This window comes from Pseudomonas sp. RL_5y_Pfl2_73 (assembly GCF_963970515.1).
GTDB lineage: Bacteria > Pseudomonadota > Gammaproteobacteria > Pseudomonadales > Pseudomonadaceae > Aquipseudomonas.
The window spans coordinates 151,074-177,893 of record NZ_CAXAPD010000010.1 but is presented as its reverse complement, the minus strand read 5'-3'; the positions used below and the strand labels follow the sequence as shown (position 1 = coordinate 177,893).

General features: G+C 60.2%; 24 protein-coding genes and 1 pseudogene. 8 read left to right on the top strand and 17 right to left on the bottom strand.

What is annotated here, in order from left to right:
* Positions 1-212 precede the first annotated feature (212 nt).
* The 3 genes from leuS (at position 213) to AACY42_RS12550 (ending at position 4,218) form a co-directional block, all read left to right on the top strand.
* Positions 213-2,810, top strand: a complete 2,598-nt coding sequence (gene leuS / locus AACY42_RS12555) for a leucine--tRNA ligase (protein WP_339479676.1) — start codon at positions 213-215, stop codon at positions 2,808-2,810.
* 135 nt (positions 2,811-2,945) lie between these two features.
* Positions 2,946-3,485, top strand: coding sequence for a 2OG-Fe(II) oxygenase (locus tag AACY42_RS28630; protein WP_445261529.1), 540 nt, complete (start codon positions 2,946-2,948; stop codon positions 3,483-3,485).
* 352 nt (positions 3,486-3,837) lie between these two features.
* Positions 3,838-4,218: a helicase gene (locus AACY42_RS12550; RefSeq protein ID WP_339479674.1), complete on the top strand. Its 381-nt coding sequence runs from the start codon at positions 3,838-3,840 to the stop codon at positions 4,216-4,218.
* 98 nt (positions 4,219-4,316) lie between these two features.
* On the opposite strand, the gene AACY42_RS12545 is transcribed toward AACY42_RS12550, so the two are convergent.
* The 6 genes from AACY42_RS12545 to exbB form a co-directional block, all read right to left on the bottom strand.
* Positions 4,317-5,714, bottom strand: coding sequence for an aminoacyl-tRNA deacylase and HDOD domain-containing protein (locus AACY42_RS12545; protein ID WP_339479672.1), 1,398 nt, complete (start codon positions 5,712-5,714; stop codon positions 4,317-4,319).
* 79 nt (positions 5,715-5,793) lie between these two features.
* Positions 5,794-7,869: an ATP-dependent DNA helicase RecG gene (recG, locus tag AACY42_RS12540; protein WP_339479671.1), complete on the bottom strand. Its 2,076-nt coding sequence runs from the start codon at positions 7,867-7,869 to the stop codon at positions 5,794-5,796.
* Between the two features lie 9 nt (positions 7,870-7,878).
* Positions 7,879-8,799 carry a hydrogen peroxide-inducible genes activator gene (locus tag AACY42_RS12535; RefSeq protein WP_339479669.1) on the bottom strand — a complete coding sequence of 307 codons (921 nt, stop codon included), beginning with the start codon at positions 8,797-8,799 and terminating at the stop codon, positions 7,879-7,881.
* 345 nt (positions 8,800-9,144) lie between these two features.
* On the bottom strand, positions 9,145-9,897 hold the full coding sequence (locus AACY42_RS12530; protein ID WP_339479668.1) for an energy transducer TonB: 753 nt from the start codon (positions 9,895-9,897) through the stop codon (positions 9,145-9,147).
* Complete coding sequence (gene exbD, locus AACY42_RS12525) at positions 9,894-10,322, bottom strand: TonB system transport protein ExbD (protein ID WP_339479666.1); 429 nt, start codon at positions 10,320-10,322, stop codon at positions 9,894-9,896. Before exbD ends, AACY42_RS12530 begins: the two co-directional genes overlap by 4 nt.
* A 6-nt stretch (positions 10,323-10,328) precedes the next feature.
* Positions 10,329-11,300 (bottom strand): tonB-system energizer ExbB, encoded by a 972-nt coding sequence (exbB, locus tag AACY42_RS12520; protein ID WP_339479664.1) that lies wholly within the window; start codon positions 11,298-11,300, stop codon positions 10,329-10,331.
* Between the two features lie 187 nt (positions 11,301-11,487).
* Here exbB and AACY42_RS12515 point away from each other — a divergent pair, with 187 nt between their 5' ends.
* Positions 11,488-12,345 (top strand): SDR family oxidoreductase, encoded by an 858-nt coding sequence (locus AACY42_RS12515; RefSeq protein WP_339479662.1) that lies wholly within the window; start codon positions 11,488-11,490, stop codon positions 12,343-12,345.
* Between the two features lie 73 nt (positions 12,346-12,418).
* Here the strand turns inward: AACY42_RS12515 and AACY42_RS12510 are convergent, their stop codons facing one another.
* The 6 genes from AACY42_RS12510 to AACY42_RS12485 all read right to left on the bottom strand — a co-directional run bounded on the left by AACY42_RS12510 (position 12,419) and on the right by AACY42_RS12485 (position 17,725).
* Positions 12,419-13,159 (bottom strand): hypothetical protein, encoded by a 741-nt coding sequence (locus AACY42_RS12510; protein ID WP_339479660.1) that lies wholly within the window; start codon positions 13,157-13,159, stop codon positions 12,419-12,421.
* A gap of 55 nt (positions 13,160-13,214) precedes the next feature.
* Positions 13,215-13,595 (bottom strand): RidA family protein, encoded by a 381-nt coding sequence (locus AACY42_RS12505; protein ID WP_003229509.1) that lies wholly within the window; start codon positions 13,593-13,595, stop codon positions 13,215-13,217.
* A 36-nt stretch (positions 13,596-13,631) separates the two neighbouring features.
* Positions 13,632-15,737 carry a bifunctional GTP diphosphokinase/guanosine-3',5'-bis pyrophosphate 3'-pyrophosphohydrolase gene (spoT, locus tag AACY42_RS12500; protein WP_339479657.1) on the bottom strand — a complete coding sequence of 702 codons (2,106 nt, stop codon included), beginning with the start codon at positions 15,735-15,737 and terminating at the stop codon, positions 13,632-13,634.
* 60 nt (positions 15,738-15,797) lie between these two features.
* The gene (gene rpoZ, locus AACY42_RS12495; protein WP_003177259.1) at positions 15,798-16,061 is read right to left on the bottom strand and encodes a DNA-directed RNA polymerase subunit omega; all 264 of its coding nucleotides are present in this window, start codon (positions 16,059-16,061) and stop codon (positions 15,798-15,800) included.
* Between the two features lie 167 nt (positions 16,062-16,228).
* Positions 16,229-16,849 (bottom strand): guanylate kinase, encoded by a 621-nt coding sequence (gmk, locus tag AACY42_RS12490; protein WP_053126561.1) that lies wholly within the window; start codon positions 16,847-16,849, stop codon positions 16,229-16,231.
* Between the two features lie 12 nt (positions 16,850-16,861).
* A complete protein-coding gene (locus AACY42_RS12485; protein ID WP_339479654.1) occupies positions 16,862-17,725 on the bottom strand; it encodes a YicC/YloC family endoribonuclease in 864 nt (287 codons plus the stop codon).
* Positions 17,726-17,999: 274 nt separating this feature from the next.
* On the opposite strand from AACY42_RS12485, the gene rph reads away from it, so the two are divergent.
* The 3 genes from rph (at position 18,000) to gltS (ending at position 20,693) form a co-directional block, all read left to right on the top strand.
* Positions 18,000-18,722 (top strand): ribonuclease PH, encoded by a 723-nt coding sequence (rph, locus tag AACY42_RS12480; RefSeq protein ID WP_003177262.1) that lies wholly within the window; start codon positions 18,000-18,002, stop codon positions 18,720-18,722.
* Positions 18,723-18,753: 31 nt separating this feature from the next.
* Entirely contained in the window at positions 18,754-19,122 is a 369-nt protein-coding gene (locus tag AACY42_RS12475) for a DUF4870 domain-containing protein (RefSeq protein WP_339479653.1), read from the top strand.
* A 362-nt stretch (positions 19,123-19,484) separates the two neighbouring features.
* Positions 19,485-20,693 carry a sodium/glutamate symporter gene (gene gltS, locus AACY42_RS12470; RefSeq protein WP_339479651.1) on the top strand — a complete coding sequence of 403 codons (1,209 nt, stop codon included), beginning with the start codon at positions 19,485-19,487 and terminating at the stop codon, positions 20,691-20,693.
* 95 nt (positions 20,694-20,788) lie between these two features.
* Here gltS and AACY42_RS12465 read toward each other — a convergent pair whose 3' ends face one another.
* The gene (locus AACY42_RS12465) at positions 20,789-21,568 is read right to left on the bottom strand and encodes an exodeoxyribonuclease III (protein ID WP_013694557.1); all 780 of its coding nucleotides are present in this window, start codon (positions 21,566-21,568) and stop codon (positions 20,789-20,791) included.
* Between the two features lie 82 nt (positions 21,569-21,650).
* On the opposite strand from AACY42_RS12465, the gene pyrE reads away from it, so the two are divergent.
* Complete coding sequence (pyrE, locus tag AACY42_RS12460) at positions 21,651-22,295, top strand: orotate phosphoribosyltransferase (RefSeq protein ID WP_339479650.1); 645 nt, start codon at positions 21,651-21,653, stop codon at positions 22,293-22,295.
* Between the two features lie 208 nt (positions 22,296-22,503).
* On the opposite strand, the gene argB is transcribed toward pyrE, so the two are convergent.
* The 4 genes and pseudogenes from argB to coaBC all read right to left on the bottom strand — a co-directional run bounded on the left by argB (position 22,504) and on the right by coaBC (position 26,762).
* Positions 22,504-23,409 (bottom strand): acetylglutamate kinase, encoded by a 906-nt coding sequence (gene argB / locus AACY42_RS12455; protein ID WP_339479648.1) that lies wholly within the window; start codon positions 23,407-23,409, stop codon positions 22,504-22,506.
* Positions 23,410-23,437: 28 nt separating this feature from the next.
* Positions 23,438-24,841 (bottom strand): annotated as a pseudogene (locus AACY42_RS12450) (phosphomannomutase/phosphoglucomutase); the annotation flags it as partial.
* Positions 24,842-25,093: 252 nt separating this feature from the next.
* On the bottom strand, positions 25,094-25,549 hold the full coding sequence (dut, locus tag AACY42_RS12445; RefSeq protein ID WP_339479646.1) for a dUTP diphosphatase: 456 nt from the start codon (positions 25,547-25,549) through the stop codon (positions 25,094-25,096).
* 4 nt (positions 25,550-25,553) lie between these two features.
* Positions 25,554-26,762 carry a bifunctional phosphopantothenoylcysteine decarboxylase/phosphopantothenate--cysteine ligase CoaBC gene (coaBC, locus tag AACY42_RS12440; protein WP_003206865.1) on the bottom strand — a complete coding sequence of 403 codons (1,209 nt, stop codon included), beginning with the start codon at positions 26,760-26,762 and terminating at the stop codon, positions 25,554-25,556.
* Between the last annotated feature and the right edge of the window lie 58 nt (positions 26,763-26,820).

Sequence of the window (26,820 nt, the reverse complement as noted above, 5' to 3'; positions counted from 1 at the left end):
CTCGCGGATCTCTCTCCCATTCTGGAAACCTGTGCTAACGGCGCTCTTTATCCTGCGAATTGTCTTGCGGGTCGAACGCGCATGGCGCAGGAACGCGATTGGAACGTGTTCGGATTTGTATTGTATGGTAGGGCGTTAACGAAGTACGGGTTAGCTGACTCACGGAAGGTCATGAGATCTTTCTACTTATCAAAAAGTAAAGAGAGAAGTTTATGCAGGAACATTATAATCCGGCCGACGTCGAGGCAAGGGCTCAGGCAGATTGGGCTGCCAGAAAAACATTTGAGGTTTTCGAGGATACTTCGCGACCTAAATATTATGCATGTTCCATGTTGCCGTACCCGTCGGGGAAATTGCATATGGGACACGTCCGTAACTACACCATCAATGATGTACTGGCGCGACAAAAGCGCATGAAAGGCTTCAACGTCCTGATGCCAATGGGCTGGGATGCCTTCGGGCTGCCCGCAGAGAACGCTGCCCTGGCTTCCAATCAGTCACCTTCTGCCTGGACGCGTCAAAATATACAAGACATGAAGGCGCAGCTGAGTCCCCTTGGGCTTAGTATTGATTGGAACCGTGAAGTCGCAACCTGTGATCCTGATTATTACAAGTGGAATCAGTGGTTCTTCCTGAAAATGCTTGAAAAGGGTATTGCTTACAAACATACCCAAATCGTTAACTGGGACCCTCTCGATAAAACCGTACTGGCGAATGAACAGGTTATTAATGGTCGCGGTTGGAGATCAGGAGCACTGGTCGAAAAGAAAGAAGTCCCCGGTTATTATTTTGCTATCACCCAATATGCCGAAGAGTTGTTGAGGGATATCGATAGCCTGGATGGGTGGCCGGAAATGGTCAGAACCATGCAGCGTAACTGGATCGGTAAAAGTGAAGGGGTGAGTTTTGGGTTCCCTCACCAGATAAAAAACCAGAATGGGGAGCTTATCGAGGACGGACGGTTGTCGGTGTTTACCACTCGCGCCGAAACCGTGATGGGCGTGACTTTCTGCGCGATTGCCCCAGAACATCCAATCGCTTTGCGGGCGGTAGAGCTTAATCCTGAACTGGCTCAGGTGATCGAGCACTTCAAAGGTGGCGGTACCAGCGAAGCACAGCTGTCTGGCATTGATCAGGACGGTGTTTTCACTGGCTTCACGGTGGCGCACCCGATCAGTGGCGCTTCGATCCCGGTTTGGGTGGTGAATTACCTGGTTGCGGGGTATGGCACGGGTGCGGTTATGGGAGTGGCGGCGCACGATGAACGTGATTTTTCGTTGGCCAGCAAAAAAGGCCTGCCGATCCGGCAGGTCATTGCCATTGAAGGGCTTGAGTTTGACGACCGCTCATGGGATGCGTCATACGCCGCGAAGGATAAAGGCGTCCTGATCAATTCTGGCGAGTTTGACGGCCTGGAACTTAAAGAGGCGAGCGAAGCTATCAGTGCCAGACTCACCCGTCACGGCGGTGAGAAAAAAATCAATTGGCGACTCCGAGACTGGGGAATATCTCGCCAGCGCTACTGGGGCACGCCTATTCCGATGATATATTGCGATAAGTGTGGCGATGTTCCCGTACCGCTCGAGGATCTGCCGGTCATTCTGCCTCTGGACTGCAGACCCGACGGTTCTGGCAATCCTTTGCTGCAACAACCTGATTTCTTGCATGTCGATTGTCCAGCTTGTGGTGGCCCCGCACGGCGTGAAACCGACACGATGGATACCTTTGTCGATTCCAGCTGGTATTTCATGCGCTACTGTGAGCCAGGTAATCAGAGCGCGATGATCGCTGGCCCGGCGAAATACTGGATGCCGATGGATCACTACATCGGCGGCGTCGAACATGCTGTCCTGCATTTACTGTACGCACGGTTTTGGACCAAGGCGATGCGTGACGAAGGCCTGATCGATATCGATGAACCCTTCAAGAATCTATTCACTCAGGGCATGTTGCTGCGCGAATGCTTCTACAGAGAAGCCCAGGACGGCACCAAGCGTTGGTTCTATCCGGCGGAAGTCGACGTCAGGTTCGGCGATGGTGGGCAGGCAATCGAGGCGGTTGCCAAGGAAGATGGTTTGCCCGTGATCATGGGCGGCATCGAAAAAATGTCCAAATCTAAAAATAACGTCGTCGAGCCACGGGAAATCATCGAGAGATTCGGTGCCGACACGGCGCGTCTGTTTACTATTTTCGCAGGGCCACCCACACAAAGCATTGTCTGGAGCGACAGCGGCGTCGAGGGTGCCTATCGCTATCTGCGACGGTTATGGAGTTTCGCCTTCAAACACCAAGACACCATCATCGCGTCCGCAGCGCGGCGAAACGTCCTGAACGAACGCTCGACACTTCAATTCGAGATTCATAGCGTGCTGGAGAGTATCAACAGGGACTATGAAAAGCTGCGCTACAACACGATCGTTTCCGGTGCGATGAAAATCCTCAATCTGCTTGAGGGCGTGAAGGACGCCCCTGGTAGCGTTATTCGAGAGGGAATCGAAATCCTGCTGAAAGTCATCTACCCCATCACGCCGCACATCGCGCATGTCCTCTGGGCCGAGTTGGGGTTCGACAGAGATATTCTCGAATCTCAATGGCCAGCGCCATCGCCTGACGTACTGACTCGCTCGGAGCTGAAACTGGTCGTGCAGGTTAACGGTAGGTTGCGCGGGGAAATCGTAGTGTCTGCGACGGCCGACCGCGCAGAAATAGAGGCTTGCGCCCTTAGAGACGAAGCAGTAGCGCGCTTTATAGACGGTACCCCGAAAAAAATCGTGATTGTGCCGGGGCGTCTGGTCAATATCGTCCTGTAACCATCTGAAGCAAGGGTCGTCGGTCCTTGCTCTCCGTTACATCAGCGTCCGCTCTCAAGGCGGGCGCTGTGCCTAACGCCTTCCGGCCGACTATTTTTGTTTACGTCTCACCCTTCAGCTGACACCGATAGACGTATGAGATGGGGTATATCGACAACGTTCGGCGCTCAGTTGAGCTCATTGGCCAAAAAGCCGATCTGGCAATACGGTTGGCGTTCTAATGTTCAAAACGATAATTATTTTTTCTGGCATTCACACTTTGCCGGTGGTGATACCAGTAGCGAGACGGACAGTGCGGCTATTTTATCCGACAGGCAAGGTTTGCAGTCGGTTAGTGCCCTGTGGTTAGAGATCGAGGCGACAATTGGGTCACCGCAAAAGTTGCTCAGGGCATACGCCAACGGACATACCTATGGCACGGAGGGGTATTCGCACACGGACAGTAGTCGAGAGGACAATGTTTCTTCAATCTATTTTGCCCATGACGACTGGCAGCAGGATTGGGGGGCCGAGCTATTGTTTTACGGCGAGGGAGGGGAAATTATAAGGTCCGTGGCTCCTCTGCCAGGGCGTATCGTCATATTTCCTGGATGTATTCTTCACCGCGCCAGCTCCCCCAGTAGGATCTGCCCTACGTTGCGGGTCAGTTTTGTTTTCAAGTCGGCACCCAAGTAAGTTGGCTACTGAGCAGTTGTGTTGGCGGATTTTCGTTCGTTTTGCGGTGGGTTCGGAGTTGCTTTAGCGGCGCTCTAAAGCGCTGCCTTGTTCATGAACTGCCCGGCGTTTTGAAGGAAATGTCCGAGGAGCAGGAGAGCAAAAAGATCAAAAGAGCGCAGCCTTCGGCAGCTCCTACAGAAATCGATGTAGGCGCTGCCGAAGGCTGCGATCTTTTGATTTTGTTTTCGTGACTTGGCAGTCATCTTTCGCGAAAATCAGCTTATATTCCGCTAAAGCGATCAGATGATGGCGTTGCGCCGAAGAATCGCTAAACTGCCAGCCATCGATCTTTTCTCACGAGGCTGTGCCCATGAAATTTCGTTTTCTGCTGTGGATGCTAGGACTGTTGATGGGCAAGGCCAGCCGGACCAATCCGGCGTTCCAGCAGCAGTTGGGCGACAAGGAGCTGGTGTTCCAGCTGCAAACCCTGGACGGTAAAGTCGCCCGGCATTTCACCGTGAAAAACCAGCGCATCACCAGCCAGGCCGGTACTTACCCGGCGCCTGCGTTCGCCATCGCCTTCAAGGACGCCGCCTATGGCTTCGCCACGATGCAGGCCAAGAACAAACAACTGGCGTTCATGACGGGGATCCAGGACAAGTCGATCCAGATCAAGGGTAACCCGGCGCTGGTGATCTGGTTCCAAGGGCTGACCAAGTACTTGAAGCCGAAGAAGGCCAGGAATGTTTGAGCCGCGCAGATTCTATGTAGGAGCAAGGTCGTGTGGGAGCAAGCTTTGCCCCCACAGCTAAATCCCCTCGCCACAGAAGCTCATCTGCGGCACTGCAATCAGTGGTTGAACTGCGAAGCCAGTTCGCGCAGCAGCACTTCAGCCTCGAGCACTTTGCTGACTACATCATTGACCTTGTCCCGAGACAGGCCTACGCGCTCGAGCAATGCATCGGGAATTTCCTCGTCCGGCCCGGAGCCGATCCCTCGTGAGCGCAGCAGGCGCACGGCCAGGCACACCAGGTTTGGATACTCGGCGTACTCGCCGTCGTAGTACGGGTCGTGCTGGAAGCGCAGGGCGGTGGCCAGTTCGTCGGGCATGTCCCAGTAGCGCATCAGCCAGGCGCCGATCTGCTCGCGACTGATACCCAGCAGGTGCTGCTCCACGTAGCTGTGGCATAGGTGTGGGTTGACCTCCAGGTGCCGGCAGATCAACGAGAAGTGCGGCGGAAACACGTGGGCCAGCAGCAGATAGCCGAAGTTGTGCAGCAGGCCGGAGAGGTAGGTCAGGCCGCCTTCGGGGCGCTGGGCGCGGGGCATGGCGCGGGTCAGGCCTTCGATGACGGCGGCGGTGTAGATCGACTGGTGCCAGTACGGCGTGGTGTGTTGCGGATGGTCCTTGGGCAGGCTGAGGGTCTTGCCCAGGGCCAGGCCCAGCGCCAGGTTGATCACCAGGTCGAAGCCCAGCACGCGGACGATTGCGTCTTCCACCGAGCGAATCTTGCCCGGTGAGGCGTAGTAGGGCGAGGCGGCCCAGCTCACCACTTGCGCGGCCAGGGCAGGGTCGGTTTCCACCACGCCAGTGATGTCATCGATGGTCGCGTCGGGGTCGACCCGCAGCTTGATGATTTTTTGCGCGGTTTCCGCCAGCGGCGGGATCTCGATGGTTTCTTCCAGCCGTTGCTGGATACGCCGGGCGGTGAACGCCTGGACCGCCTGGGTGATTTCCGCGCGGTCGTCGTGCGGTCGGTCCAGGTTGGGGGTGATGTTGCTCACGGCTTCGCCGAACGTCGCGGCGCTGGCCTTGGTGAGCATGGTCTTGAACGCTTCGCTGGTGACTTCCAGCAGCAGCCCCGGCTCGCCGGAGTTGATCAGCAACTTCGGTTCGCGCAGCAGGCTTTCTTCGTACAGGCACGGAGAGCTGGTCAGCGCCGGCAGGCCGGGCAGCAGGCTCAGGCTGTGTTTGCCGAGCATGCGCTCCAGGCGTTCGGTCGGCACCGCCGTGAGCTTGCGACCGGTGAGTTCGGCCAGGCGATTGAGGTCCAGCAACTGGCTTTGCGGAAACAGCACCATGAGCGCGCCAACGGCATCGTGCAACAACACCGCCTGCACTTTGCGGGCTGGGTTCAGGCCGGGTCGTTCGAGTACTTCGTCATAGCCGATGCCCAATTTCTCGAGCAACAGCCGAATAACAGACGGAGCGTGCGGAGCTTCGGGGACGAGGGCAGCTTCTGTCATGGTCTGTATCCGTTTTCCTACAAGTTGGTCAGTATAACCAGCTTGTCCGGCACGCGGGTCTTGAAAACTGAGCGCGTGCTCACACTTGGCCGTATTGCTGCCCATGACGCAGCCAGCGATCCAGCAGCGGGCTGACGTGGTCGGGCCAGCATTCCAGCAGGGCCTGGGCGGCGTCGCGTACGGCGGGGAGCAGGTCGGCGTCGCGCATCAGGTCGGCTACCTTGAATTGAAGCAGGCCGGTCTGGCGCGTGCCGAGCATTTCACCGGGGCCGCGCAATTGGAGGTCTTTTTCGGCGATGACGAAGCCGTCGTTGGTTTCACGCATGATTCCCAGCCGCTGGCGCCCGATCTGGGACAGCGGTGGGTGATACAGCAAGACGCAATGGCTGGCGGCGCTGCCCCGGCCCACCCGGCCGCGCAACTGGTGCAGCTGCGCCAGGCCCAGGCGCTCGGGGTTCTCGATGATCATCAGGCTGGCATTGGGCACATCGACCCCAACCTCGATCACCGTGGTCGCGACCAGCAGTTGCAGGGCGCCGGCCTTGAATTCAGCCATGACGGCGGCTTTCTCGGCGGGCTTCATGCGCCCGTGGATCAGCCCGACCTTCAACTCGCCGAGGGCCGCAGTGAGGTCCTCAAAGGTAGTTTCGGCCGCCTGGCAGGTCAGCTCTTCAGACTCTTCGATCAATGTGCACACCCAATAGGCCTGTCGCCCTTCGGCACAGGCGCTGCGCACGCGTTCGATCACTTCCACTCGTCGGGTGTCGGTGACCAGCACGGTGTTGACCGGTGTGCGGCCGGGCGGCAGTTCGTCGAGGATCGAGGTGTCGAGGTCGGCGTAGGCGCTCATCGCCAGGGTCCGCGGGATTGGCGTGGCGGTCATGATCAACTGATGAGGGCACATCCGCCCACCCACGCCTTTTTGCCGAAGGGCCAGGCGCTGTTGCACGCCGAAGCGGTGCTGTTCGTCGATGATCACCAAAGCCAGGTTCTTGAACTGCACTTCGTCCTGGAACAGCGCATGGGTGCCGACCACCATGGGTGCGCCTTCGGCGATCTGTGCCAGGGCGGCGACGCGGTTCTTGCCTTTGAGCTTGCCGGCCAGCCAGGCGACTTCGATGCCCAGCGGTTCGAGCCAGCGCTGGAAGGTGATGAAATGTTGTTCGGCCAGGATCTCGGTGGGCGCCATCAGCGCCACCTGATATCCGGCCTCCAATGCCTGCAGCGCCGCGAGGGCGGCGACCACGGTCTTGCCGGCGCCGACATCGCCCTGGATCAGTCGCAGCATCGGCTCGGGCTGGCTCAGGTCGTAGGCGATTTCGTTGCCGACCCGTTGTTGGGCACCCGTGGGGGCGAAACCAAGGTTGGCCAGGTAGCGGGCCGGCAGATCCTTGGCCTTGGGCATGGCCGGGGCGCGCAGGGAGCGCAGGCTTTCGCGCAGGCGTTGCTGGGACAGTTGATGGGTCAGCAGTTCTTCGAACGCCAGACGATGTTGCGCCCAGTGATGGCCGAGGGCGAGTTCGTCGACATCGGCGTCGGCGGGCGGATGGTGCAGGTAGCGGATCGCATCGGCCAGCGGTGCCAGTTGGTAATCCCGGGCCAGTTCCGTGGGCAGCCAGTCGGGCAGGCTGCTGGGGCCGAGCAGGGTCAGGGTTTGCTGGCAGAGCTGGCGCAGGCGTTGTTGGGTCAGGCCTTCGGTGAGCGGATAGACTGGGGTCAGGGTTTCATCCACTGGCGGCGGTTCGTCACCGGTGATGCTGCGGTATTCCGGGTGATAGATCTCCAGCCCCGAAGCCCCGGGCCGCGCCTCGCCGTAGCAGCGCACACGGGTGCCGCGCTTGAGGCCTTCCTTTTGCGCATTGCTGAAATGGTAGAAGCGCAGACTGAGCCCGCCGGTGCCGTCCTGCAGGCGAACCACCAGGCTGCGACGACGGCCCATGACCACGTCGGCGCCGCTGACGGTGCCTTCGATCACCGCATCCTGCCCCGGGCGCAAATGGCCGATGGGCACCACGCGGGTGCGGTCCTGGTAACGCAGCGGCAAGTGAAACAGCACGTCCTGGAGGTTTTCCAGGCCGACCTTGGCCAGTTTCTCGGCCATGGCTTCACCGACACCCTTGAGTGCCGTGACCGGCACTTTCGACAGCTCAGTCATGACTGCGGCTTACTTGCCAGCGGGCGGCTTGGCCACGGAGCACAGGCGGATCGAGTCGGCGAGGATCTCGATGGCCTTGGGCCGCGGGAAACTGGCGCGCCAGGCGATGGCGACGGTGCGGAACGGCACGGGTGGCGTCAGTGGGCGGACTTCGATCACGCCTGGGGAGTAATGATGGCTGTCCACCGCCGACAGCGGCAGGATCGAAATACCCAGGCCCGACGCGACCATATGGCGGATGGTTTCCAGGGAGCTGGACTCCACCGTGGTGTGCTTGGCGCCTTCGCTGCCCTTGGTCAGGGTCGGGCAGGCTTCGAGCACCTGGTCGCGGAAGCAGTGGCCTTCGCCAAGCAACAGCAGGCTCTTGTCGTTGAGCAGGGCGGTGTCGATGGTTTTTTTCTGGGTCCAGGGGTGCTGGGCCGGCATCAGGACGTAGAACGGTTCGTCGTAGAGCGGCAGGGTCAGGACGTCGGCTTCGTTGAACGGCAGGGCGATGATGATCGCGTCCAGCTCGCCGTTGCGCAGCTTGTCGCGCAGCACATGGGTGAAGTTTTCTTCGATGTACAACGGCATCTGCGGGGCGACCCGGTGCAGTTGCGGAATCAGGTGCGGGAACAGGTACGGGCCGACGGTGTAGATCGCGCCGACTTTCAGCGGGGCGGTCAGTTGGTTCTTGCCGGCCTGGGCCAGTTCGCGAATGCCCTGGGCCTGTTCCAGGACCTTTTGTGCCTGGGCCACGATGCCTTCGCCCACGGGGGTCAGACGCACGGCGCTTTTACTGCGCTCGAAAATCAGCACACCGAGTTCGTCTTCAAGCTTTTTCACGCCCACCGACAGCGTCGGCTGGCTGACGTGGCAGCGCTCGGCCGCATGGCCGAAATGCTGCTCTTGGGCGAGGGTCACGATGTAGCGTAATTCTGTGAGGGTCATGGCGAGCGTCCGTGAAGTTGCGAGCCAAGCATACCGGCTGCAATCGATAGACGCACGTTATCAGACTGGGGGGGCGGTGTGACACTGTCCAATGTCTGTCGGGTCGTTGCCGGATATGAAAAAGGCATCTTTCGATGCCTTTCTGCCGGTTGTACTCATTGTGGCGAGGGAGCTTGCTCCCGCTGGGCTTGTGTAGGAGCTGCCGAAGGCTGCGATCTTTTGATCTTTCCCCTGACGCTTGAGACTCAAGCGCCAGGGGAAAGATCGCAGCCTCGCTCCGCTCGGCAGCTCCTACAGGCCCAGCGGGAGCAAGATTCACCATGCCATCGAGGTGCCAGGTCTGGATCAACGCCGGCGCTTGTCGATGGAGTACACGAACGGTGCCGTCAGTTCGATGGTGCCGTTGGTCAGCAGCTCCGCCGGCGGCTTGGGCAGCGGTTGGGCGCGGCGGATCATTTCCAGGGTGGCCTTGTCCAGCGACTCCGTGCCGGAGCGGCCCACCAGTTCGAATGACAGCACGTTGCCTTCGGCATCCACCACGAAACGCAGGCGGTTGGTGCCTTCCTTGTTCATCTGCTGGGCCCTGCGCGGGTATTTCTTGTACTTGCCCAGGTGCGCCAGCAGCGTGCCCTGCCAATTGGCTTTGGCAGCCGATTGCGCAGGCGACGGGCCAGGAGCCGGTTGCGCGGACTTCTCGGCCACTGACTGGGTTGGCGGGGTGTCGCTGGGCTTCTGCTCCGACGGTTTTTCCTTCGGTGGCTCGGGCTTTTTTTCCACCGGTTTGGGCTTGGGCGGTTGAGGCTTTGGCTTTGGCTTTGGCTTGGGCACGGAGATCTCCGGCTTCGGCGCTTCGGCAAGCTTGGGCAGCGGCAATTCTTCGACCGGCTCGGGAGGTTGCGGCGGTGTGACGACTTTTGGCGGTGCCGGTGGCGGCGGGGCTGGTACCGGCGCTAGCTCGACCATCATTGCCTGGGGAGGCAATTCGATGGGCGGGCGCGATGTCCAGTTCAGCGCCAGGGCGATGGCGAGCGCATGCACGCCCAGCACCACCACCAGGCTACCGCTGTAACGCGTCAGCTTTTGGCGCGTCGTGATCATTTCTGCCGCGCCGTCTCGAGTCCGACCAGGCCGACCTTCAGGTAGCCGGCGCCCCGCAGCGCGTCCATCACGCTCATCAGGTCGCCGTAGTCCACGCCTTTGTCGGCCTGGAAGAAGATCGTCGTGTCTTTCTTGCCCTGGGTCTTGGCGTCGAGGGTCACGCCGAGGTTCTCGGCCTTGACCTCGTCTTCGCCCAGGAACAGGCGCTGGTCGGCCTTGACGCTGAGGAACACCGGTTTCTCCGGCCGTGGCGAGGGCTTGGCCGTTGACGCCGGCAGGTCAACCTTGATGTCCACGGTGGCGAGCGGGGCGGCCACCATGAAGATGATCAACAGCACCAGCATCACGTCGATGAACGGCGTGACGTTGATTTCGTGGTTCTCGGCCAGATCGTCGTCTGCGCCTTCTTTCAAATGCAGGCCCATGGCCGATTACCCCACTTTCACCATGTGCGGTTGCGAGCCACGCTCGGGCGGCAGGTGGTCGAGGTCGCGGCTGACCAGCAGCAGGACTTCGGCCGAAGCGTCGGAGACCTGGGCCTTGTAGCCGGCAATGGAGCGGGCGAAGACGTTGTAGATCACGACGGCCGGGATTGCTGCGACCAGGCCCAAGGCCGTTGCCAGCAGGGCTTCGGCGATGCCAGGTGCGACGACGGCGAGGTTGGTTGTCTGAGTCTTGGCGATGCCGATGAAGCTGTTCATGATGCCCCACACGGTGCCGAACAGGCCGACGAACGGTGCGGTCGAACCGATGGTGGCGAGCACGCCGGTGCCGCTGCTCATGCTGCGACCGCAGGCGGCGACCAGGCGCTCGAGGCGGAAGCTCACGCGCTCCTTGATGCCTTCTTTCTCGCGGCTGTTGGCCGACAGGCGCATCTCTTCGAGTGCGTCATGCACCAGCAGGTTGGCGAGGGTGCCTGCCTTCGCGGCGCTGGCGCTGGCTTCTTTGAGGGTGGTGGCTTTTTTCAGGGCGGCGATTTCACCGCGCAAGCGACGCTTGGCGCCCAGCAGCTCGAAGCCTTTGGCAATCCAGATGGTCCAGGTGATGATCGAGGCGATGGCTAGGCCGATCATCACGATTTTCACGATGATGTCGGCGTTCTTGTACATGCCCCATGGCGACAGGTCGTGGGCCATGCCCAGGGAGTTGTCGGCTTCGAGCACTTCTGGTGCGTCGGCCTCGATGGCTTGGGCCGGGTCGGTGGCGATGGGCGTTGCAACGGGAACGGCCGGGTCGGCCGGTGCCTGGGCAGCAGCCGGTGCGGTGGCCGGGGGCGTGGCGGGCGTCTGTGCATCAGCGAATGCGGCGGCAGGTGCCAGCAGCAGGCTGAACAGCAGGGCGGCTACCGTGCTCCAGGCACGAGGTCGATTGGTTGGCGAAGCGGGGGATAGAGAGCGTTTCATGCTGGCCGGACCTGAGAGAAAAAAGAAGGTTGATGTTCTTCCGGGCCTCGTGGGCCGAGAACAAAAGTGGCGGGCATTATTGCAATTAATTCTTGTTAACAAAAGTAATACAGTAACTTTTTTCTCACATGGCTAGCCGCTCGTCCCCCACGAAGGCTAGTCTGCGGCTTTGCCAGAGGAGTTCTTGATGTCCGCGCCTTCTGTTTTGATCGCCGGCTGCGGTGATATTGGTGGCCGCCTGGCCAGCCAGTTAGTGGCCGAGCATTGGCAAGTCTATGGCCTGCGGCGCACGGTTTCGAACCTGCCGGCGGGCGTCATTGGGGTCGCGGGGGATTTGTTCAGTGAGCAATGCCCGGCCGACTGGCCCACCGGGTCGCTGGATTACCTGGTGTACAGCGCTGCCGCTACCGACCATGACGAGGCGGGCTATCGCACGGCTTATGTCGAAGGGTTGCAGCATGTGTTGAGCTGGTTGAAGCAGCATGGCCAGCGACCCAAGCGCCTGCTTTTTGTGTCCAGCAGCAGTGTTTATGGGCAGCAGCAGGGCGAATGGGTGGATGAAACCTCGCCAGCCGTGGCCGGCGGCTATTCCGGTCGGCTGATGCTTGAAGCCGAACAAGTGGCCTTGGACAGTGGCATTGCGGCCAGTCGCGTGCGCCTGACCGGCATCTATGGGCCGGGTCGGGAGTGGCTGCTGAGCCAGGTGCGCCAAGGTTATCGCGTGGTGATAGACCCGCCGCTGTACGCCAATCGCATTCACGCCGACGATGCGGCCGGCTTGCTGGCGTTCCTGCTGGAAGCTGATCGTCAGGGGCAGGTGCTGGACGATTGCTACATTGGCGTCGACGACGCGCCTGCGCCGCTGGCCGAAGTGGTGGGCTGGTTGCGGGAGTACATGGGCGTTACCGAGTGGGCCGAAGATGCCAGCGTGCGCCGTGCCGGCAGCAAGCGCTGCAGCAATGCCCGGGCGAAGGCCTTGGGCTGGACGCCGCGGTATCCTAGTTTTCGCGAGGGCTATGCGGCGATCCTGGAAGGGCGCTGCTGATTCGCCTGACACCCCAAAACAAACTGTGGGAGCAAGCTTTGCTCCCACAGGCTCCCTCCCACGGGGATCCGCGTTACTGCTTTTCTAGCACCCACTTCCGATCACCCGGCGTGAGCGAAGGTATTTCATCGGCCAGCGACGCGTTGATCGTCTGGAAAATTTCCAGCCTCTTACCGTCTCGGGCAAAGATCCAGGTGTTGCCCAGCCCGTTCTGTTGCAGCCAGATGTTGTCGTAGCCGTCACTCATGGACGCGCAACTGCCCGCCAGGCACAAGGCGTACCGATCGACGCCGGGCAGGCCGCTGATCTGGCCGTCGGGCTGGAATTGCACGGTGGCGCCCTGGCCGGGGCCGCTGGCGATGTTCCAGGTGCCGCCAAGGTAGGCGGCATACAGCGCGCGCTCGAAACTGGCGCCGATGGGCGCGCCTTCCGGGACTTTGACTTGCGCGCGGTCGAACACCTGCTGTGGTTCGTTCTCGGTGGCGGCCTGGCTCAACTGGTCGCCGTCGCGCTGCAGTTCACTGGCGGAGCTGCCGTAAAAATCGACTTTCCACGCACCGTCTTCTTCGCCCAGCAATTTGCCTTCGACGTTTTCATAGCCGTTGGTGTAGCGCGCCTGACCGGCCCGGGTGTTGACGTCCCATTCCAGGTTCGGGCCATAGCCCTGCAGCGCTTCGCGAAGCGGGCCGCCCCTGGCGGCAGCGTCGATGGCCGCCTGGTTGATCCAGGTGCCGCTGATGTCACGGTCGGCAGGGTCGCTGGCGCAGCCGCCCAGAAGCAGGGCTGCCAGCGAGAGAGCAAGCGCTTTGCGCATGGTGGAATCCTTTCAAGACGAAAACGGCGCAGCGGGGGAGGCTGCGCCGACCTTATTACTCGATGACCAGGATGGCATCCATCTCAACCTGCGAGCCCTTTGGCAGGGCTGCCACGCCAATGGCGGCGCGGGCTGGGTAAGGCTGGTCGAAGTACTTGCCCATGATCTCGTTGACCTTGGCGAAGTGGCTCAGGTCGGTGAGGAAGATGTTCAGCTTGACGATGTCCTTGAACGAACCACCGGCGGCCTCGGCCACGGCCTTGAGGTTTTCGAACACCTGCACGGTCTGGGCTTCGAAGCCTTCCACTAGCTCCATGGTCTTGGGGTCCAGTGGAATCTGGCCCGACATGTACACGGTATTGCCGGCCTTGATCGCTTGGGAATAAGTACCGATGGCGGCCGGGGCCTTGTCGCTGGTGATAACAGTCTTAGTCATTGAAGACTCCTGATAATGAGGTGGCTATTTGAGGCGCTATGCGCGCATCCGGGTGATGCGGATAACGCCGGTCAGGGCGCGCAGTTTCTTGATCACGCGGGCCAGGTGCACACGGTCGTGCACGCTGACCACCAATTGAACGACGCTGATGCGGCCATCGCGTTCGTCCATGCTGATTTTTTCGATATTGCCGTCGGCGGCATTGACGCTGCTGGCCAGCAGGGCGATCAGGCCGCGCTGGTGTTCCAGTTCGACCCGCAGCTCGACGTTGAATTCGCCGGTGACATCCTTGGCCCAGGAGAGCTGGATGCATTTTTCCGGGTTATGCCGGATCTCGCTGATGTTGCGGCAGTTGTCCAGGTGCACCACCATCCCTTTGCCGGCGGACAGATGGCCGACAATCGGGTCGCCCGGGATCGGCGTACAGCACTTGGCATAGCTGAGCACCAGGCCTTCGGTGCCGCGAATCGCCAGTGGGCCTTCGGGACTTGGCAGCTGTTCGCCTTCGCCGAGCAGGCGGCGGGCGACGACGTAGGCCATGCGATTGCCCAGGCCGATGTCTTCGAGCAGGTCTTCGATCAATTCGAGACGGTATTCGTTGAGCATCAACTGCACGCGCTCGGCCGGGATCTTGTCCAGTGAGCTGTCGAAACCGTTCAGCACCTTGTTCAGCAAGCGTTCGCCGAGGCTGATGGATTCGGAGCGGCGTTGCAGCTTCAGGGCGTGACGGATATGGGTGCGGGCCTTGCCGGTGACCACGAAATTGAGCCATGCCGGGTTGGGGCGTGCGCCCGGGGCGCTGACGATTTCCACCGTGGAACCGCTTTGCAGTGGTTCGGACAACGGTGCCAGGCGGCGGTTGATCCGGCACGCGATGCAACTGTTGCCGACATCGGTGTGCACCGCATAGGCAAAGTCCACGGCCGTGGAGCCCTTGGGCAGCTCCATGATCCGGCCCTTGGGCGTGAAGACGTAAACCTCGTCCGGGAACAGGTCGATCTTGACGCTCTCGATGAATTCCAGGGAGTTGCCGGCACGCTGCTGCATTTCCAGCACACCCTTGACCCATTGTCGGGCGCGGGCGTGGGTGCTCTTGGGCTGTTCGTCACCGCTGGATTTGTACAGCCAGTGGGCGGCGATGCCGTTGTTGGCCATCTCTTCCATTTCGCGGGTGCGGATCTGGATCTCGATCGGTACGCCGTGCATGCCGAACAGCGTGGTGTGCAGCGACTGATAGCCGTTGGCCTTGGGGATCGCGATGTAATCCTTGAAGCGCCCTGGCAACGGTTTGTACAAATTATGTACAGCGCCCAGCACGCGGTAGCAGGTATCGACCTTGTCGACGATGATCCGGAACGCGTAGACGTCCATGATTTCGTTGAAGGCGCGACGCTTGCCGCGCATTTTCTTGTAGATGCCGTAGAGGTGTTTCTGCCGCCCGCTGACTTCGCCTTCGATGCCGTCGATGACCAGGCAGTGGCTCAGGGACTCTTCGATCTTGTTGACGATTTCCTTGCGGTTGCCCCGGGCGCGCTTGACGGCCTGGTTGATCCGCGCTGAACGCATCGGGTGCATGGCCTTGAAGCCGAGGTCTTCGAACTCGATGCGGATCGCGTGCATGCCCAGGCGATTGGCGATGGGCGCGTAGATTTCCAGGGTTTCCTTGGCGATGCGCCGGCGTTTTTCGCCGGACAGCACTTCAAGGGTGCGCATGTTGTGCAGGCGGTCGGCGAGCTTGACCAGGATCACGCGAATGTCGCGGGCCATGGCCATGGCCATTTTCTGGAAGTTTTCGGCCTGGGCCTCGGCCTTGGTCTCGAAGTTCATCTGGGTCAGTTTGCTGACCCCGTCGACCAGTTCGGCCACGGTTTCGCCGAACTGCGCTTGCAGCGCTTCCTTGGCAATGCCGGTGTCTTCGATCACGTCATGCAGCATCGCCGCCATCAGGCTCTGATGGTCCATGTGCATGTCGGCAAGAATATTCGCCACCGCAAGTGGATGCGTGACGTACGCCTCGCCGCTGCGCCGGCGTTGGCCGTCGTGGGCTTGTTCAGCGTAGAAATAGGCTCGGCGGACCAGGTTGACCTGGTCCGTGCCGAGGTAGGCCGATAAGCGATCGGCGAGGGCGTCTATGCTCGGCATGATGATGACTCCTGCCGTTTGCTGTGACCCCGCGCCGTGCTACGTCGACCAGGCATAGGCTTAGACCGCCTCGTTGGACTCGTCCTCGAACGCTGCGAACAGCGGTTCGTCTTCGACGATTTCAGCGTTGGCGATGAACTCGTAGCTCATCAGGCCTTCGGCGATTTCACGCAGCGCTACTACGGTAGGCTTGTCGTTTTCCCACTGGACCAACGGCTCTTTGCCTCCGGTGGCCAGTTGACGGGCACGCTTGGTAGAGAGCATGACCAGCTCAAAGCGGTTTTCCACGTGTTCTAGGCAGTCTTCAACGGTTACGCGGGCCATGGTATTCCTCGGAGCGAATGCAATATGCGCGCTGCCCGGTTGGGCGAGCGGACTCGACAGTTTAAAAAAACACCAGCGTTTAGGGAAGCGCTGATTTTTTAACCAAACCCCTCGGCGCGCTGCGACTACCAATGTAAAGCCGTCACAGCGGTTTTGGGAAGAGCTGTTCAGCCCAACAATTCGGCCAATAATTTGCCGAAACGTTGCTGCTGGCGTTTTTGCTGCAGCTGGCTGGCGCGGAAAATCGCCTTCAGGTCGTCCAGCGCGTGGGCGAAATCGTCGTTGATGATCAGGTAGTCATAGTCGACGTAGTGGCTCATCTCGCTGACCGCTTCGCGCATCCGGCCCTCGATGATTTCGTCACTGTCCTGGCCACGGTTGGTCAGGCGCTGGCGCAGGGCCTGCTGGCTCGGCGGCAGGATAAAGATCGAACGGGCCTGGGGCATCAGCTTGCGCACTTGCTCGGCACCTTGCCAGTCGATTTCCAGGATCAGGTCGTGGCCTTCATCGAGGGTCTGCTGCAGATAACTTTGCGAAGTGCCGTAGAGGTTGCCGAAAACTTCGGCGCGCTCCAGGAAGTCGCCGTGCTCAGCCATCTTCACGAACTCTTCGCGGTCGACGAAGTGATAGTTCACGCCGTTCACTTCGCCCGGGCGCATGGCGCGGGTGGTGTGCGAGACCGAGACGCGGATCTGCGGCTCGGCGTCGATCAGGGCCTTGACCAAGCTGGTCTTGCCGGCGCCCGAGGGCGCGGAAATGATGTAGAGAGTGCCGGTGCTGTGGGTCATGTCGGGTTAGCCTTACTCAATGTTCTGCACTTGTTCGCGCATTTGCTCGATCAACACCTTGAGGTTGACCGCCGCCTGGGTGCTGCGCGGGTCGAAGGCCTTGGAGCCCAGTGTGTTGGCTTCGCGGTTGAGTTCCTGCATCAGGAAGTCCAGGCGGCGACCGGCCGCACCACCGGAATTGAGCACCCGGCGAACTTCAATGATGTGGGTGCTCAGGCGATCCAGTTCTTCGGCCACGTCGCTCTTTTGCGCGAGCATGACCATTTCCTGCTCCAGGCGTTGCGGGTCCAGCTCGACCTTCATATCGGTGAAACGGTCGAGGACTCTCTGGCGCTGGGTGGCGAGCATCTGCGGGACCAGTTCACGCAGGGTGCTGACGTCTTCTTCAATGGAGGTCAGGCGCTCGTTGATCAGTCGGGCCAACTCCGCGCCTTCGCGCTCGCGGCCGGCCTTGAGTTCCTTCAAGCCTTGGTTGAACAACGCCAGCGCCTCGGCGTTCAGCGCCTGTGGGTCGCTCGCGTCGCCCACCAGCACGCCGGGCCAGGCCAGGACCTCCAGTGGATTCAGGGCCGCGGGGTTCTTGATCAGGCTGGCAACGGTTTCGGCTGCGGCGACCAATTGCGCGGCGCGCTCGCGGTCCACTTGCAAGGTTTTGCCGGTGCTTTCTTCGGTGAAACGCAGGGTGCATTCCAGCTTGCCCCGGGACAGGCCCTGGCGCAGTGCTTCGCGCACGCCCCCTTCCAGCTCGCGGAAAGACTCGGGCAGGCGCAGGTGCGGCTCCAGGTAGCGGCTGTTGACCGAGCGCAGTTCCCAGCTCAGCGTGCCTTGGGCCCCGGCTTTTTCGACGCGGGCGAAGGCGGTCATGCTGTGCACCATGGAGGTTCCTCGCAATGCAGGCCGGCACGACGGTGGTCGTGGGCCTGGAATCTGTAAATTAAAAGCCCAAGGGCAGCAAAGGCGCAGGATTGTAGCGCAGTGAAGCGCATGCCCCCAACCGCGCTTGCGACAAAGCGCAGCAACCCGTCGGGCGGGTCTTTGCGAGGCTTCGCTTGCGCCGGCTTTTTAGAACTGCGCTACGTTTAACTGCCCTATGACGGTTCACGGCTCTATAATGCTCGGCAGTTTTCCGTCCTCTGTACAGGTATTCCCTATGAAACGTCCAAGTGGTCGCGCTGCCGATCAGCTTCGCTCGATCCGCATTACCCGCAACTACACCAAACACGCCGAGGGATCTGTACTGGTCGAATTCGGTGATACCAAGGTCATCTGCACCGTCAGTGTCGAAAACGGCGTGCCACGGTTCCTCAAGGGTCAGGGTCAAGGCTGGCTGACAGCCGAGTACGGCATGCTGCCGCGCGCCACCGGTGAGCGGAACCAGCGTGAGGCCAGCCGTGGCAAGCAGGGCGGCCGTACCCTGGAAATCCAACGCTTGATCGGCCGCTCGCTGCGTGCTGCGCTGGACATGTCCAAGCTGGGCGACGTGACGCTGTATGTCGATTGCGACGTGATCCAGGCCGACGGCGGCACGCGTACTGCGTCCATTACCGGGGCCATGGTCGCCCTGGTCGATGCTTTGAAAGTGATCAAGAAGCGCGGCGGCCTCAAGGGCGGCGACCCGCTCAAGCAAATGATCGCCGCTGTATCCGTGGGCATGTACCAGGGCGAGCCGGTGCTGGACCTGGATTACCTGGAAGACTCCGCCGCCGAGACTGACCTGAACGTGGTCATGACCAGTGCCGGCGGTTTCATCGAAGTCCAGGGCACTGCCGAGGGCGCGCCGTTCCAGCCGGAAGAATTGAACGCTATGCTGGAGTTGGCGAAGAAAGGCATGAACGAGATATTCGAACTGCAAAAGGCCGCCTTGGCTGACTGATCGATCCCCGATTCAAGACAAGGAGAGCGTCATGAGTGATGAGCCAATCCTACTGCCCCAGCCGAGTAAAGAGGCGCGTCAATGGGCAATGTTTTGTCACCTGTCCGCCTTGTTGGGGATCTGGATCCCGTTCGGCACGCTGATCGGGCCGCTGGTGCTCTGGCAGCTCAAACGTGAATCCGACCCGTTCATCGATGCCCAGGGCAAGGAAGCGCTGAACTTCCAGATCACCGTGGCGATTGCCTCGGCGATCTGCCTGCTGCTGATGGTCGTGGTGATCGGCTTCTTCTTGTTCGGGCTGGTGGCCATTGGCGCGTTGGTGTTGACCATCATCGGTGGCGTGAAGGCCAATGAAGGGCAGCCGTATCGGTATCCGTTTACTTGGCGGTTGGTCAAATAACGATCAGTGCTGCGATTCAGGAACAATGCCCCGGCTTATCGGGGCATTGTCTTTTTTGAAGTCATAATTGTTTCTCTTTATGTGCGGTGCTCCGTTGCGTAGAGCGTTATCGTGCGCATATATCGCTCATACACTTCTAGTCACAACTGCACGCTTTCAGTGTGGCCTCTAAGCTTGGCAACAAGACATCTCGATTGATAAAGTTGCGCCAAGTTATATTCCCTCAGAAATATTTCGATATATTCAGACCATTGAAGGTCCTTGAAATCAAAGATAATCAGTGTTGAGGCTATCAACCTGTTCAAGAGGCGTGTCCAGGTAAAAAGTTCGCCTCTGAATATATATTCAAAGAATAAACACTCATGTTTCAGCTCGATTTCTATGGAACACTTGTCGCGGCCTCTCTAGTGCTTTTGTTGGGGCGCGGACTTGTTACACGTGTTGGTTTTCTACGCACCTACAATATCCCTGAGCCTGTGGCGGGCGGGCTGGTAGTTGCCCTGGTTCTCCTGGTTTTACGGGGGCTTGAAGTTGAAGTTCGATTTGATACTTCACTGCAAACACCGTTAATGCTGGCATTTTTTGCCACGATTGGCCTGAGCGCAGACTTCGCCAGCCTGAAGAAAGGCGGTCGCGTCGTTGGGATTTTCCTGCTGGCGGTCGTCGGCCTGTTGGTGGTCCAGAATGCCATGGGTATTGGGCTCGCAAAAGCGCTGGGGCTCGATCCGTTGATGGGGTTGCTGACGGGCTCGATCACCTTGGCGGGCGGTCACGGCACGGGCGCGGCGTGGGGGACAGTGTTCGGTGAAAAGTTCGGTCTGGCTTCCGCCTCCGAACTTGCAATGGCTTCCGCGACGTTTGGCTTGGTGTTGGGTGGCTTGATCGGAGGACCGGTTGCGCGCCTGCTCATCAAGCGTGTCCAGTCACCCGCTGGCCTTGAGTCAGAAAAGCCCCGGGTGCCCAAGGGTTTCGAACAGCCGAACAAAGAGCGCTCGATTACGCCGTTTTCGTTTATCGAAACGCTCGCCCTGATCGCGGTCAGCCTGTTGGCTGGTACGCTCTTGAACGGGCAGCTCCACGACACCGCATTCGAGTTGCCGACGTTTGTTTGCGTCTTGTTCGTGGGGGTGGTCCTGCGCAATGGGCTTTCGGCGCTTGGCTTGTATCAAGTATTTGAGCGAGAAGTGTCCGTACTCGGCAATGTCAGTCTGTCACTGTTTCTGGCGATCGCCTTGATGTCACTCAAATTGTGGGATTTGGCGTCGTTGGCCTTGCCGATCTTCATCATTCTGGCGGCTCAGACATTGGTCATGGCGCTATTTGCGATTTTTGTGACGTTCAGAATCATGGGCAGTCATTACGATGCAGCCGTCTTGGCGGCAGGGCATTGCGGTTTTGGGTTGGGTGCCACGCCGACGGCCATTGCCAATATGCAGGCAGTGACGCAGCGTTATGGGCCTTCACAGATAGCGTTTCTGGTGGTGCCAATGGTGGGGGCGTTCTTCATCGATATCATTAACGTCATCGTCATCAAGCTGTACCTTGCTCTGCCGTTTTTTGCCGTGGCTTGATATTCCGAGCGGTGGCGCGCGCCATAAAAAATGCCCGTATCTTGCGATGCGGGCATTTTCTTTGGTCGGTCGACCTGGGGATGTCGTCGATACGCTTAGATGGTCAGCGTCCAGTCGTAATCCACGATCAGCGGCGCATGCTGCGAGAACCGTGGCTGGCGCGGCAGGCGGGCGCTGCGTACGAAGCGGCGCAACCCAGGTGTCAGCAACTGGTAGTCGAAGCGCCAGCCGAGGTTGAGCATCTCGGCCTGTTCGTTGTCCGGCCACCAACTGTACTGGTCGCCTTCACGGCTGACTTCACGCAGTGCGTCGACATAACCCATGTTGCCAATGATCTCGTCCATCCAGGCCCGTTCCGGCGCCAGGAAGCCAGGAGATTGTTGGCTGTCGCGCCAGTTCTTGATATCCAGCTTCTGTTGCGCCACGTACAGCGAGCCACAATAGATGTACTCGCGACGTTTGCGTCGCTGTTTATCCAGATAACGGGCGAAGTCGTCCATCAACTTGAATTTCTGATTCAAATCTTCATCGCCGTTCTGCCCTGAAGGGAGCAGTAAGGTCGCGATGCTGACCTTGTCGAAATCGGCTTGCAGGTAGCGCCCGTAGCGGTCCGCCGTCTCGAAACCGAGACCGTTGATGACAGCCTTCGGTTGCAGCCGCGAGTACAAAGCCACGCCACCCTGGGCGGGGACTTCGGCATCGCAGGCATAAAGGAAGTAACCATCCAGTTGGAAGGCTGCATCGTCCAGTTCAAAGGCGGAGGCGCGGGTGTCCTGCAGGCAGATGACGTCGGCATTCTGTGCTTGCAGCCAACTGAGCAAACCTCGCTCCACTGCAGCCTGAATACCATTGACGTTCACACTGATGATCCGCATAAATGGCCCCAAAAATCACGTGCGTGTATGATACACGCCGTCTACCTATTTAGCTAAATCCGCGGTATTTGAGGCTTTTTTCATGCAGGCGTATCAGCGCGATTTCATTCGCTTTGCCATCGATCGCGGCGTTTTGCGCTTCGGTGAGTTCACCCTCAAGTCCGGGCGCACCAGCCCGTACTTCTTCAATGCCGGCCTGTTCAACAGCGGTTCCGCCCTGGCGCAACTGGGGCGTTTCTATGCGGCAGCCATCGTCGAGAGCGGTATCCCGTTCGACGTGCTGTTCGGCCCGGCCTACAAAGGCATCCCGCTGGCCGCCACCACTGCCGTCGCCCTGGCCGAACACCACGGTCGCGACTTGCCTTGGTGCTTCAACCGCAAGGAAGCCAAGGCCCATGGCGAAGGCGGTAGCCTGGTGGGTGCGCCGCTGACTGGCGACGTGTTGATCATCGACGACGTCATCACTGCCGGTACGGCCATTCGTGAAGTGATGCAGATCATCGGTTCCCAGGAAGGCGCCAAGGCCGCTGGCGTGCTGATCGCTCTGAACCGCCAGGAACGCGGCAACGGTGAGCTGTCGGCGATCCAGGAAGTGGAGCGTGACTTTGGCATTCCGGTGATCAGCATTGTTTCACTGAGCCAGGTGCTGGAGTTTTTGGCCGACGATCCGCAGCTCAAGCAGCACCTGCCGGCGGTTGAGGCTTATCGGGCGCAGTTCGGCGTCTGAAAACCAGGGCCCTGGAAACAGGGCCTTGGTTTTTCAGTGGATCTTCACTCCCATAAATGAAAGGCGCGCAGTACGGCATCCACTTGCCCGAAAACCCAGATATTTTCTTGCCCGCAAAAAAAATCGCGAGCCCTGTCAGCGCAAAGTGGACTTCATGTTTCGAATCCACTTGAAACTGTCAAAGATCGCGATTTTGGTGCTTCAGCTATCAGGGACGCTTGCGATTGCTGATTAACGTACCCACACCGGTGTCGGTGAAAATCTCCAGCAGGATCGCATTCGGTACCCGACCGTCGATGATCAGCGAGCTGCCGACGCCGCCCTGTACCGCTTCTAGCGCGCAACGAATTTTCGGCAGCATGCCGCCGTAGATGGTGCCGTCGGCGATCAGGTCATCGACCTGCTGGGTCGACAGCCCGGTCAGGACTTTGCCCGACTTGTCCATCAGGCCGGCGATGTTGGTCAGCAGCATCAGCTTTTCAGCTTTCAGTGCCTCGGCCACCTTGCCCGCCACCAAGTCGGCGTTGATGTTGTACGACTCACCGTTGGCGCCCACGCCGATGGGGGCGATGACCGGAATGAAGTCGCTCTTGACCAGCAGGTTCAGCAGGTCGGTGTTGATGCCGACCACTTCGCCCACATGACCGATGTCGATGATTTCCGGCTGGGTCATCTCCGGTGTCTGGCGGGTGACGGTGAGTTTCTTCGCCCGGATCAGCTCGGCGTCCTTGCCTGTCAGGCCGATGGCGCTGCCGCCATGACGGTTGATCAGGTTGACGATGTCCTTGTTGACCTGGCCGCCCAGGACCATTTCCACCACGTCCATGGTCTGCGCGTCGGTCACGCGCATGCCATCGATGAAGTGGCTTTCGATCGACAGGCGCTTGAGCAGGTCACCGATTTGCGGGCCACCACCGTGTACGACCACCGGGTTGATGCCCACGGCCTTCATCAGCACGATGTCGCGGGCGAAGCCGGTCTTGAGCTCCTCGCTTTCCATCGCGTTGCCGCCGTATTTGATCACCAGGGTCTTGCCGACGTAGCGTCGGATATAAGGCAACGCTTCGGACAGGACCTTGGCGGTGTTGGCGGCGGCTTCGCGTTCGAGGGTCATTCAGGGCTCCGGTAGTGCTTGAAAAAAATCAAAACGGTAGTTGGAGATCAGGTGCAACACGTTTGAGTTGGGTGTGGAACACATCCTTGATGCGCTGCAGTTCGGCCTCGTTGTCGGCCTCGAAACGCAGTACCAGCACCGGTGTGGTGTTGGATGCGCGAACCAGGCCCCAGCCGTGGGGATAGTCGACCCGCACACCATCGATGGTGGTCAGTTCGGCGCCGTCGCCCCATTGAGCGTCGTGCAGTGCATCAATGATGCTGAATTTGCTCTCTTCGGTCACATGGATATTGATTTCTGGCGTAGAAATATCGTTCGGGAAGGTTGCAAACAGCTCTTCGGCGGTGGATTTCTCCTTGCTGAGGATTTCCAGCAGGCGCGCGGCGCTGTAGATGCCGTCGTCAAAACCGAACCAGCGTTCCTTGAAGAAGATGTGGCCGCTCATTTCGCCGGCCAGCAGGGCGCCGCTTTGTTTCATTTTTTTCTTGATCAACGAATGACCGGTTTTCCACATCAGCGGGCGACCGCCATATTCCTTGATCAGCGGCACCAGGCGACGGGTGCACTTGACGTCAAAAATGATCTCGGCATCCGGGTTGCGCGCCACCACATCCTTGGCGAACAGCATCAGCAGGCGGTCCGGGAACACCACGCTGCCGGTATTGGTCACCACGCCCACGCGGTCGCCGTCGCCATCGAAGGCCAGGCCCAGGTCGGCGTTGGTTTCCTTGACCTTGGCGATTAGGTCTTCGAGGTTTTCCAGCTTGCCCGGGTCCGGGTGGTGGTTGGGGAAGTTGCCGTCCACGTCGCAGAACAGCGGGATGACTTCGCAGTTCAGGGCTTCGATCAGTTGCGGGGCGATCACGCCAGCCGCGCCGTTGCCGCAATCGACCACCACTTTCAGGCGACGTTCGAGTTTCACGTCCTTGACGATCTCGTCGTTGTAGCGCTCGAGGATATCGACCTTGGTCACGCTGCCCTGGCCGCTGCTCAGGTCGTTGGTCTTGAGGCGGGTGTGCAGGGCCTGGATCTGCTCGTTGGCGAGGGTATCGCCGGCGATGACGATCTTGAAGCCGTTGTAGTTCGACGGGTTGTGGCTGCCGGTGAGCATTACCCCGGATTTGCCGGCCAGCACGTTGGCGGCGTAGTACAGCGCCGGGGTCGGCACCAGGCCCACGTCGCTGACGTGGCAGCCACTGTCGGCAACGCCTTTGATCAACTGTGCGACCAGCTCAGGACCCGACAAGCGGCCATCACGGCCGACGCACACATTCGGTTCGCCCTGGGCCAGGCTTTGGGAGCCGATGGCGCGGCCGATCCAGTAGGCGGTTTCGGCGGTGAGGGTTTCCGGTACCACGCCACGGATGTCGTAGGCGCGGAAGATGCTGTCAGGGAAGATCGGGGCGATTGCGGCTGGGGTGTTCATGGGCGGGGCGCTCTATCAGGAAAGTGACTGGACAGGCCGACGGTTAGCATCGGCGGGCTCAAGCTGAAGGGTATGACGGCGTTTTTGACAGAGAGTTCGTGGTGGGAAAGTGCCATGAGACAGCGTTACCCCGGCCGCGCTCGCCTAATACACTGATTCCGGGTGGGAAACCTAGCAGAAAGCCATCGCGCATTTTTTGTCCTGAAACACACGCTTCACAAACAGGCCGGGCAGCGCGCCCGGCCCGAAAACCACCGGTCAATGGCTGCCGGAATGCCCGAAACCACCCGCGCCGCGCTGGCTTTCGTCGAACGTTTCGACCAGTTCGAAGTGGGCCTGGACCACCGGCACCAGCACCAACTGCGCGATGCGGTCGCCCACGGCAATTTTGAAGGCCGTTTGGCTGCGGTTCCAGCACGACACCATCAGTTCGCCCTGGTAGTCGGAGTCGATCAGGCCCACCAGGTTGCCCAGCACGATGCCGTGCTTGTGACCCAGGCCCGAGCGCGGCAGGATCAGCGCCGCCAGGCCCGGATCGCCGATGTACACCGACAGACCGGTAGGAATCAGCAGGGTCTGGCACGGCTCCAGGATTGTGTCCTGCTTGAGCATTGCCCGCAGGTCGAGGCCGGCGGAGCCCGTTGTGGCGTATTGCGGCAGCGGAAATTCGTTACCGATGCGTGGATCGAGGATCTTGGCTTGTAGGGCGTGCATGACATTAAACCTGGTTCAGACGTTCGGCGATAAAAGTGATCAGCTGGCGGGCAATCTTGCTCTTGCTGGTCTGGGCAAAAAGTGTGGCGTGCAACTGGCGGTCGATCACACTGCAGGCGTTTTCTTCGCTGTTGAAGCCGATGCTCGGGTTGGCCACGTCGTTGGCGACGATCAAGTCGAGGTTTTTGTCCTTGAGCTTGCGTGCGGCGTAATCGAGCAGGTGTTCGGTCTCGGCGGCAAAGCCGACACTGAACGGGCGGTCGGGACGGGTGGCAATGCTGGCCAGGATGTCCGGGTTGCGCACCATTTGCAGTAGCAGGCCGTCGCCGCTTGTAGGGTCTTTCTTCAATTTTTGCGGGGCGACGACTTCGGGGCGGTAGTCCGCCACCGCCGCCGAGGCGATGAACAGGTCGCAGGGGATCGCCGCTTCGCAGGCTGCGAGCATGTCCCGGGCGCTGACCACGTCGATGCGCGTGACCCTGTCCGGTGTCGGCAAGTGCACGGGACCGGTGATCAGCGTCACCCGGGCGCCGGCTTCCACGGCGGCTTCGGCCAGGGCGAAGCCCATTTTCCCGGAGCTGTGGTTGGTGATGTAGCGCACCGGGTCGATGTTTTCCTGGGTCGGTCCGGCGGTGATCAGCACGTGCTTGCCGGTCAGGGCTTGGCGCTGGAAGCAGTCGGCGGCGCACTGGGCCAGGTCGGTTGCTTCGAGCATGCGGCCCATGCCGACATCGCCGCAGGCCTGGCTGCCGGAGGCCGGGCCGAAGACTTTCAGGGCGCGGCTCTCCAGCAATTGCAGGTTGGCCTGGGTGGCCGGGTCGCGCCACATGGCCTGGTTCATGGCTGGCGCCACGGCGACCACCGCGTCGGTGGCGAGCACCAGGGTGGTCAGCAGGTCGTCGGCGATGCCTTGGGCCAAGCGGGCGATCAAGTCGGCAGTGGCTGGGGCGATCAGCACCAGATCGGCCCACTTGGCCAGTTCGATATGGCCCATCGCGGCTTCGGCCGCCGGGTCGAGCAAATCCAGGTGGACCGGGTGTCCGGACAGGGCTTGCATGGTCAGCGGGGTAATGAACTCGCTGCCACCGCGGGTCATGACGACCCGTACTTCCGCGCCCTGGTCGATAAGCCTGCGAACCAGCTCGGCGCTCTTGTAGGCGGCAATGCCGCCGCCGACGCCCAGAACGATGCGTTTCCGATACAGCCGCTGCATAGGCCTGCCTTTCGATTTCAGTGGTCAGTGCAGGGCGAACCCCTTGGCAGCAGCCTGC

What these genes read in the sequence shown, in the direction of transcription:
- recG (WP_339479671.1), bottom strand. Translation starts at nt 7,869, where the DNA reads ATGACTGAGCTGTCGAAAGTGCCGGTCACGGCACTCAAGGGTGTCGGT.
- leuS (WP_339479676.1), top strand. Translation starts at nt 213, where the DNA reads ATGCAGGAACATTATAATCCGGCCGACGTCGAGGCAAGGGCTCAGGCA.
- exbB (WP_339479664.1), bottom strand. Translation starts at nt 11,300, where the DNA reads ATGAAACGCTCTCTATCCCCCGCTTCGCCAACCAATCGACCTCGTGCC.
- AACY42_RS12465 (WP_013694557.1), bottom strand. Translation starts at nt 21,568, where the DNA reads ATGCGGATCATCAGTGTGAACGTCAATGGTATTCAGGCTGCAGTGGAG.
- dut (WP_339479646.1), bottom strand. Translation starts at nt 25,549, where the DNA reads ATGCACGCCCTACAAGCCAAGATCCTCGATCCACGCATCGGTAACGAA.
- AACY42_RS12550 (WP_339479674.1), top strand. Translation starts at nt 3,838, where the DNA reads ATGAAATTTCGTTTTCTGCTGTGGATGCTAGGACTGTTGATGGGCAAG.
- AACY42_RS28630 (WP_445261529.1), top strand. Translation starts at nt 2,946, where the DNA reads ATGAGATGGGGTATATCGACAACGTTCGGCGCTCAGTTGAGCTCATTG.
- AACY42_RS12475 (WP_339479653.1), top strand. Translation starts at nt 18,754, where the DNA reads ATGAGTGATGAGCCAATCCTACTGCCCCAGCCGAGTAAAGAGGCGCGT.
- spoT (WP_339479657.1), bottom strand. Translation starts at nt 15,737, where the DNA reads ATGCCGAGCATAGACGCCCTCGCCGATCGCTTATCGGCCTACCTCGGC.
- pyrE (WP_339479650.1), top strand. Translation starts at nt 21,651, where the DNA reads ATGCAGGCGTATCAGCGCGATTTCATTCGCTTTGCCATCGATCGCGGC.
- AACY42_RS12545 (WP_339479672.1), bottom strand. Translation starts at nt 5,714, where the DNA reads ATGACAGAAGCTGCCCTCGTCCCCGAAGCTCCGCACGCTCCGTCTGTT.
- argB (WP_339479648.1), bottom strand. Translation starts at nt 23,409, where the DNA reads ATGACCCTCGAACGCGAAGCCGCCGCCAACACCGCCAAGGTCCTGTCC.
- AACY42_RS12510 (WP_339479660.1), bottom strand. Translation starts at nt 13,159, where the DNA reads ATGCGCAAAGCGCTTGCTCTCTCGCTGGCAGCCCTGCTTCTGGGCGGC.
- AACY42_RS12515 (WP_339479662.1), top strand. Translation starts at nt 11,488, where the DNA reads ATGTCCGCGCCTTCTGTTTTGATCGCCGGCTGCGGTGATATTGGTGGC.
- coaBC (WP_003206865.1), bottom strand. Translation starts at nt 26,762, where the DNA reads ATGCAGCGGCTGTATCGGAAACGCATCGTTCTGGGCGTCGGCGGCGGC.
- AACY42_RS12485 (WP_339479654.1), bottom strand. Translation starts at nt 17,725, where the DNA reads ATGGTGCACAGCATGACCGCCTTCGCCCGCGTCGAAAAAGCCGGGGCC.
- rpoZ (WP_003177259.1), bottom strand. Translation starts at nt 16,061, where the DNA reads ATGGCCCGCGTAACCGTTGAAGACTGCCTAGAACACGTGGAAAACCGC.
- rph (WP_003177262.1), top strand. Translation starts at nt 18,000, where the DNA reads ATGAAACGTCCAAGTGGTCGCGCTGCCGATCAGCTTCGCTCGATCCGC.
- gmk (WP_053126561.1), bottom strand. Translation starts at nt 16,849, where the DNA reads ATGACCCACAGCACCGGCACTCTCTACATCATTTCCGCGCCCTCGGGC.
- exbD (WP_339479666.1), bottom strand. Translation starts at nt 10,322, where the DNA reads ATGGGCCTGCATTTGAAAGAAGGCGCAGACGACGATCTGGCCGAGAAC.
- gltS (WP_339479651.1), top strand. Translation starts at nt 19,485, where the DNA reads ATGTTTCAGCTCGATTTCTATGGAACACTTGTCGCGGCCTCTCTAGTG.
- AACY42_RS12505 (WP_003229509.1), bottom strand. Translation starts at nt 13,595, where the DNA reads ATGACTAAGACTGTTATCACCAGCGACAAGGCCCCGGCCGCCATCGGT.
- AACY42_RS12530 (WP_339479668.1), bottom strand. Translation starts at nt 9,897, where the DNA reads ATGATCACGACGCGCCAAAAGCTGACGCGTTACAGCGGTAGCCTGGTG.
- AACY42_RS12535 (WP_339479669.1), bottom strand. Translation starts at nt 8,799, where the DNA reads ATGACCCTCACAGAATTACGCTACATCGTGACCCTCGCCCAAGAGCAG.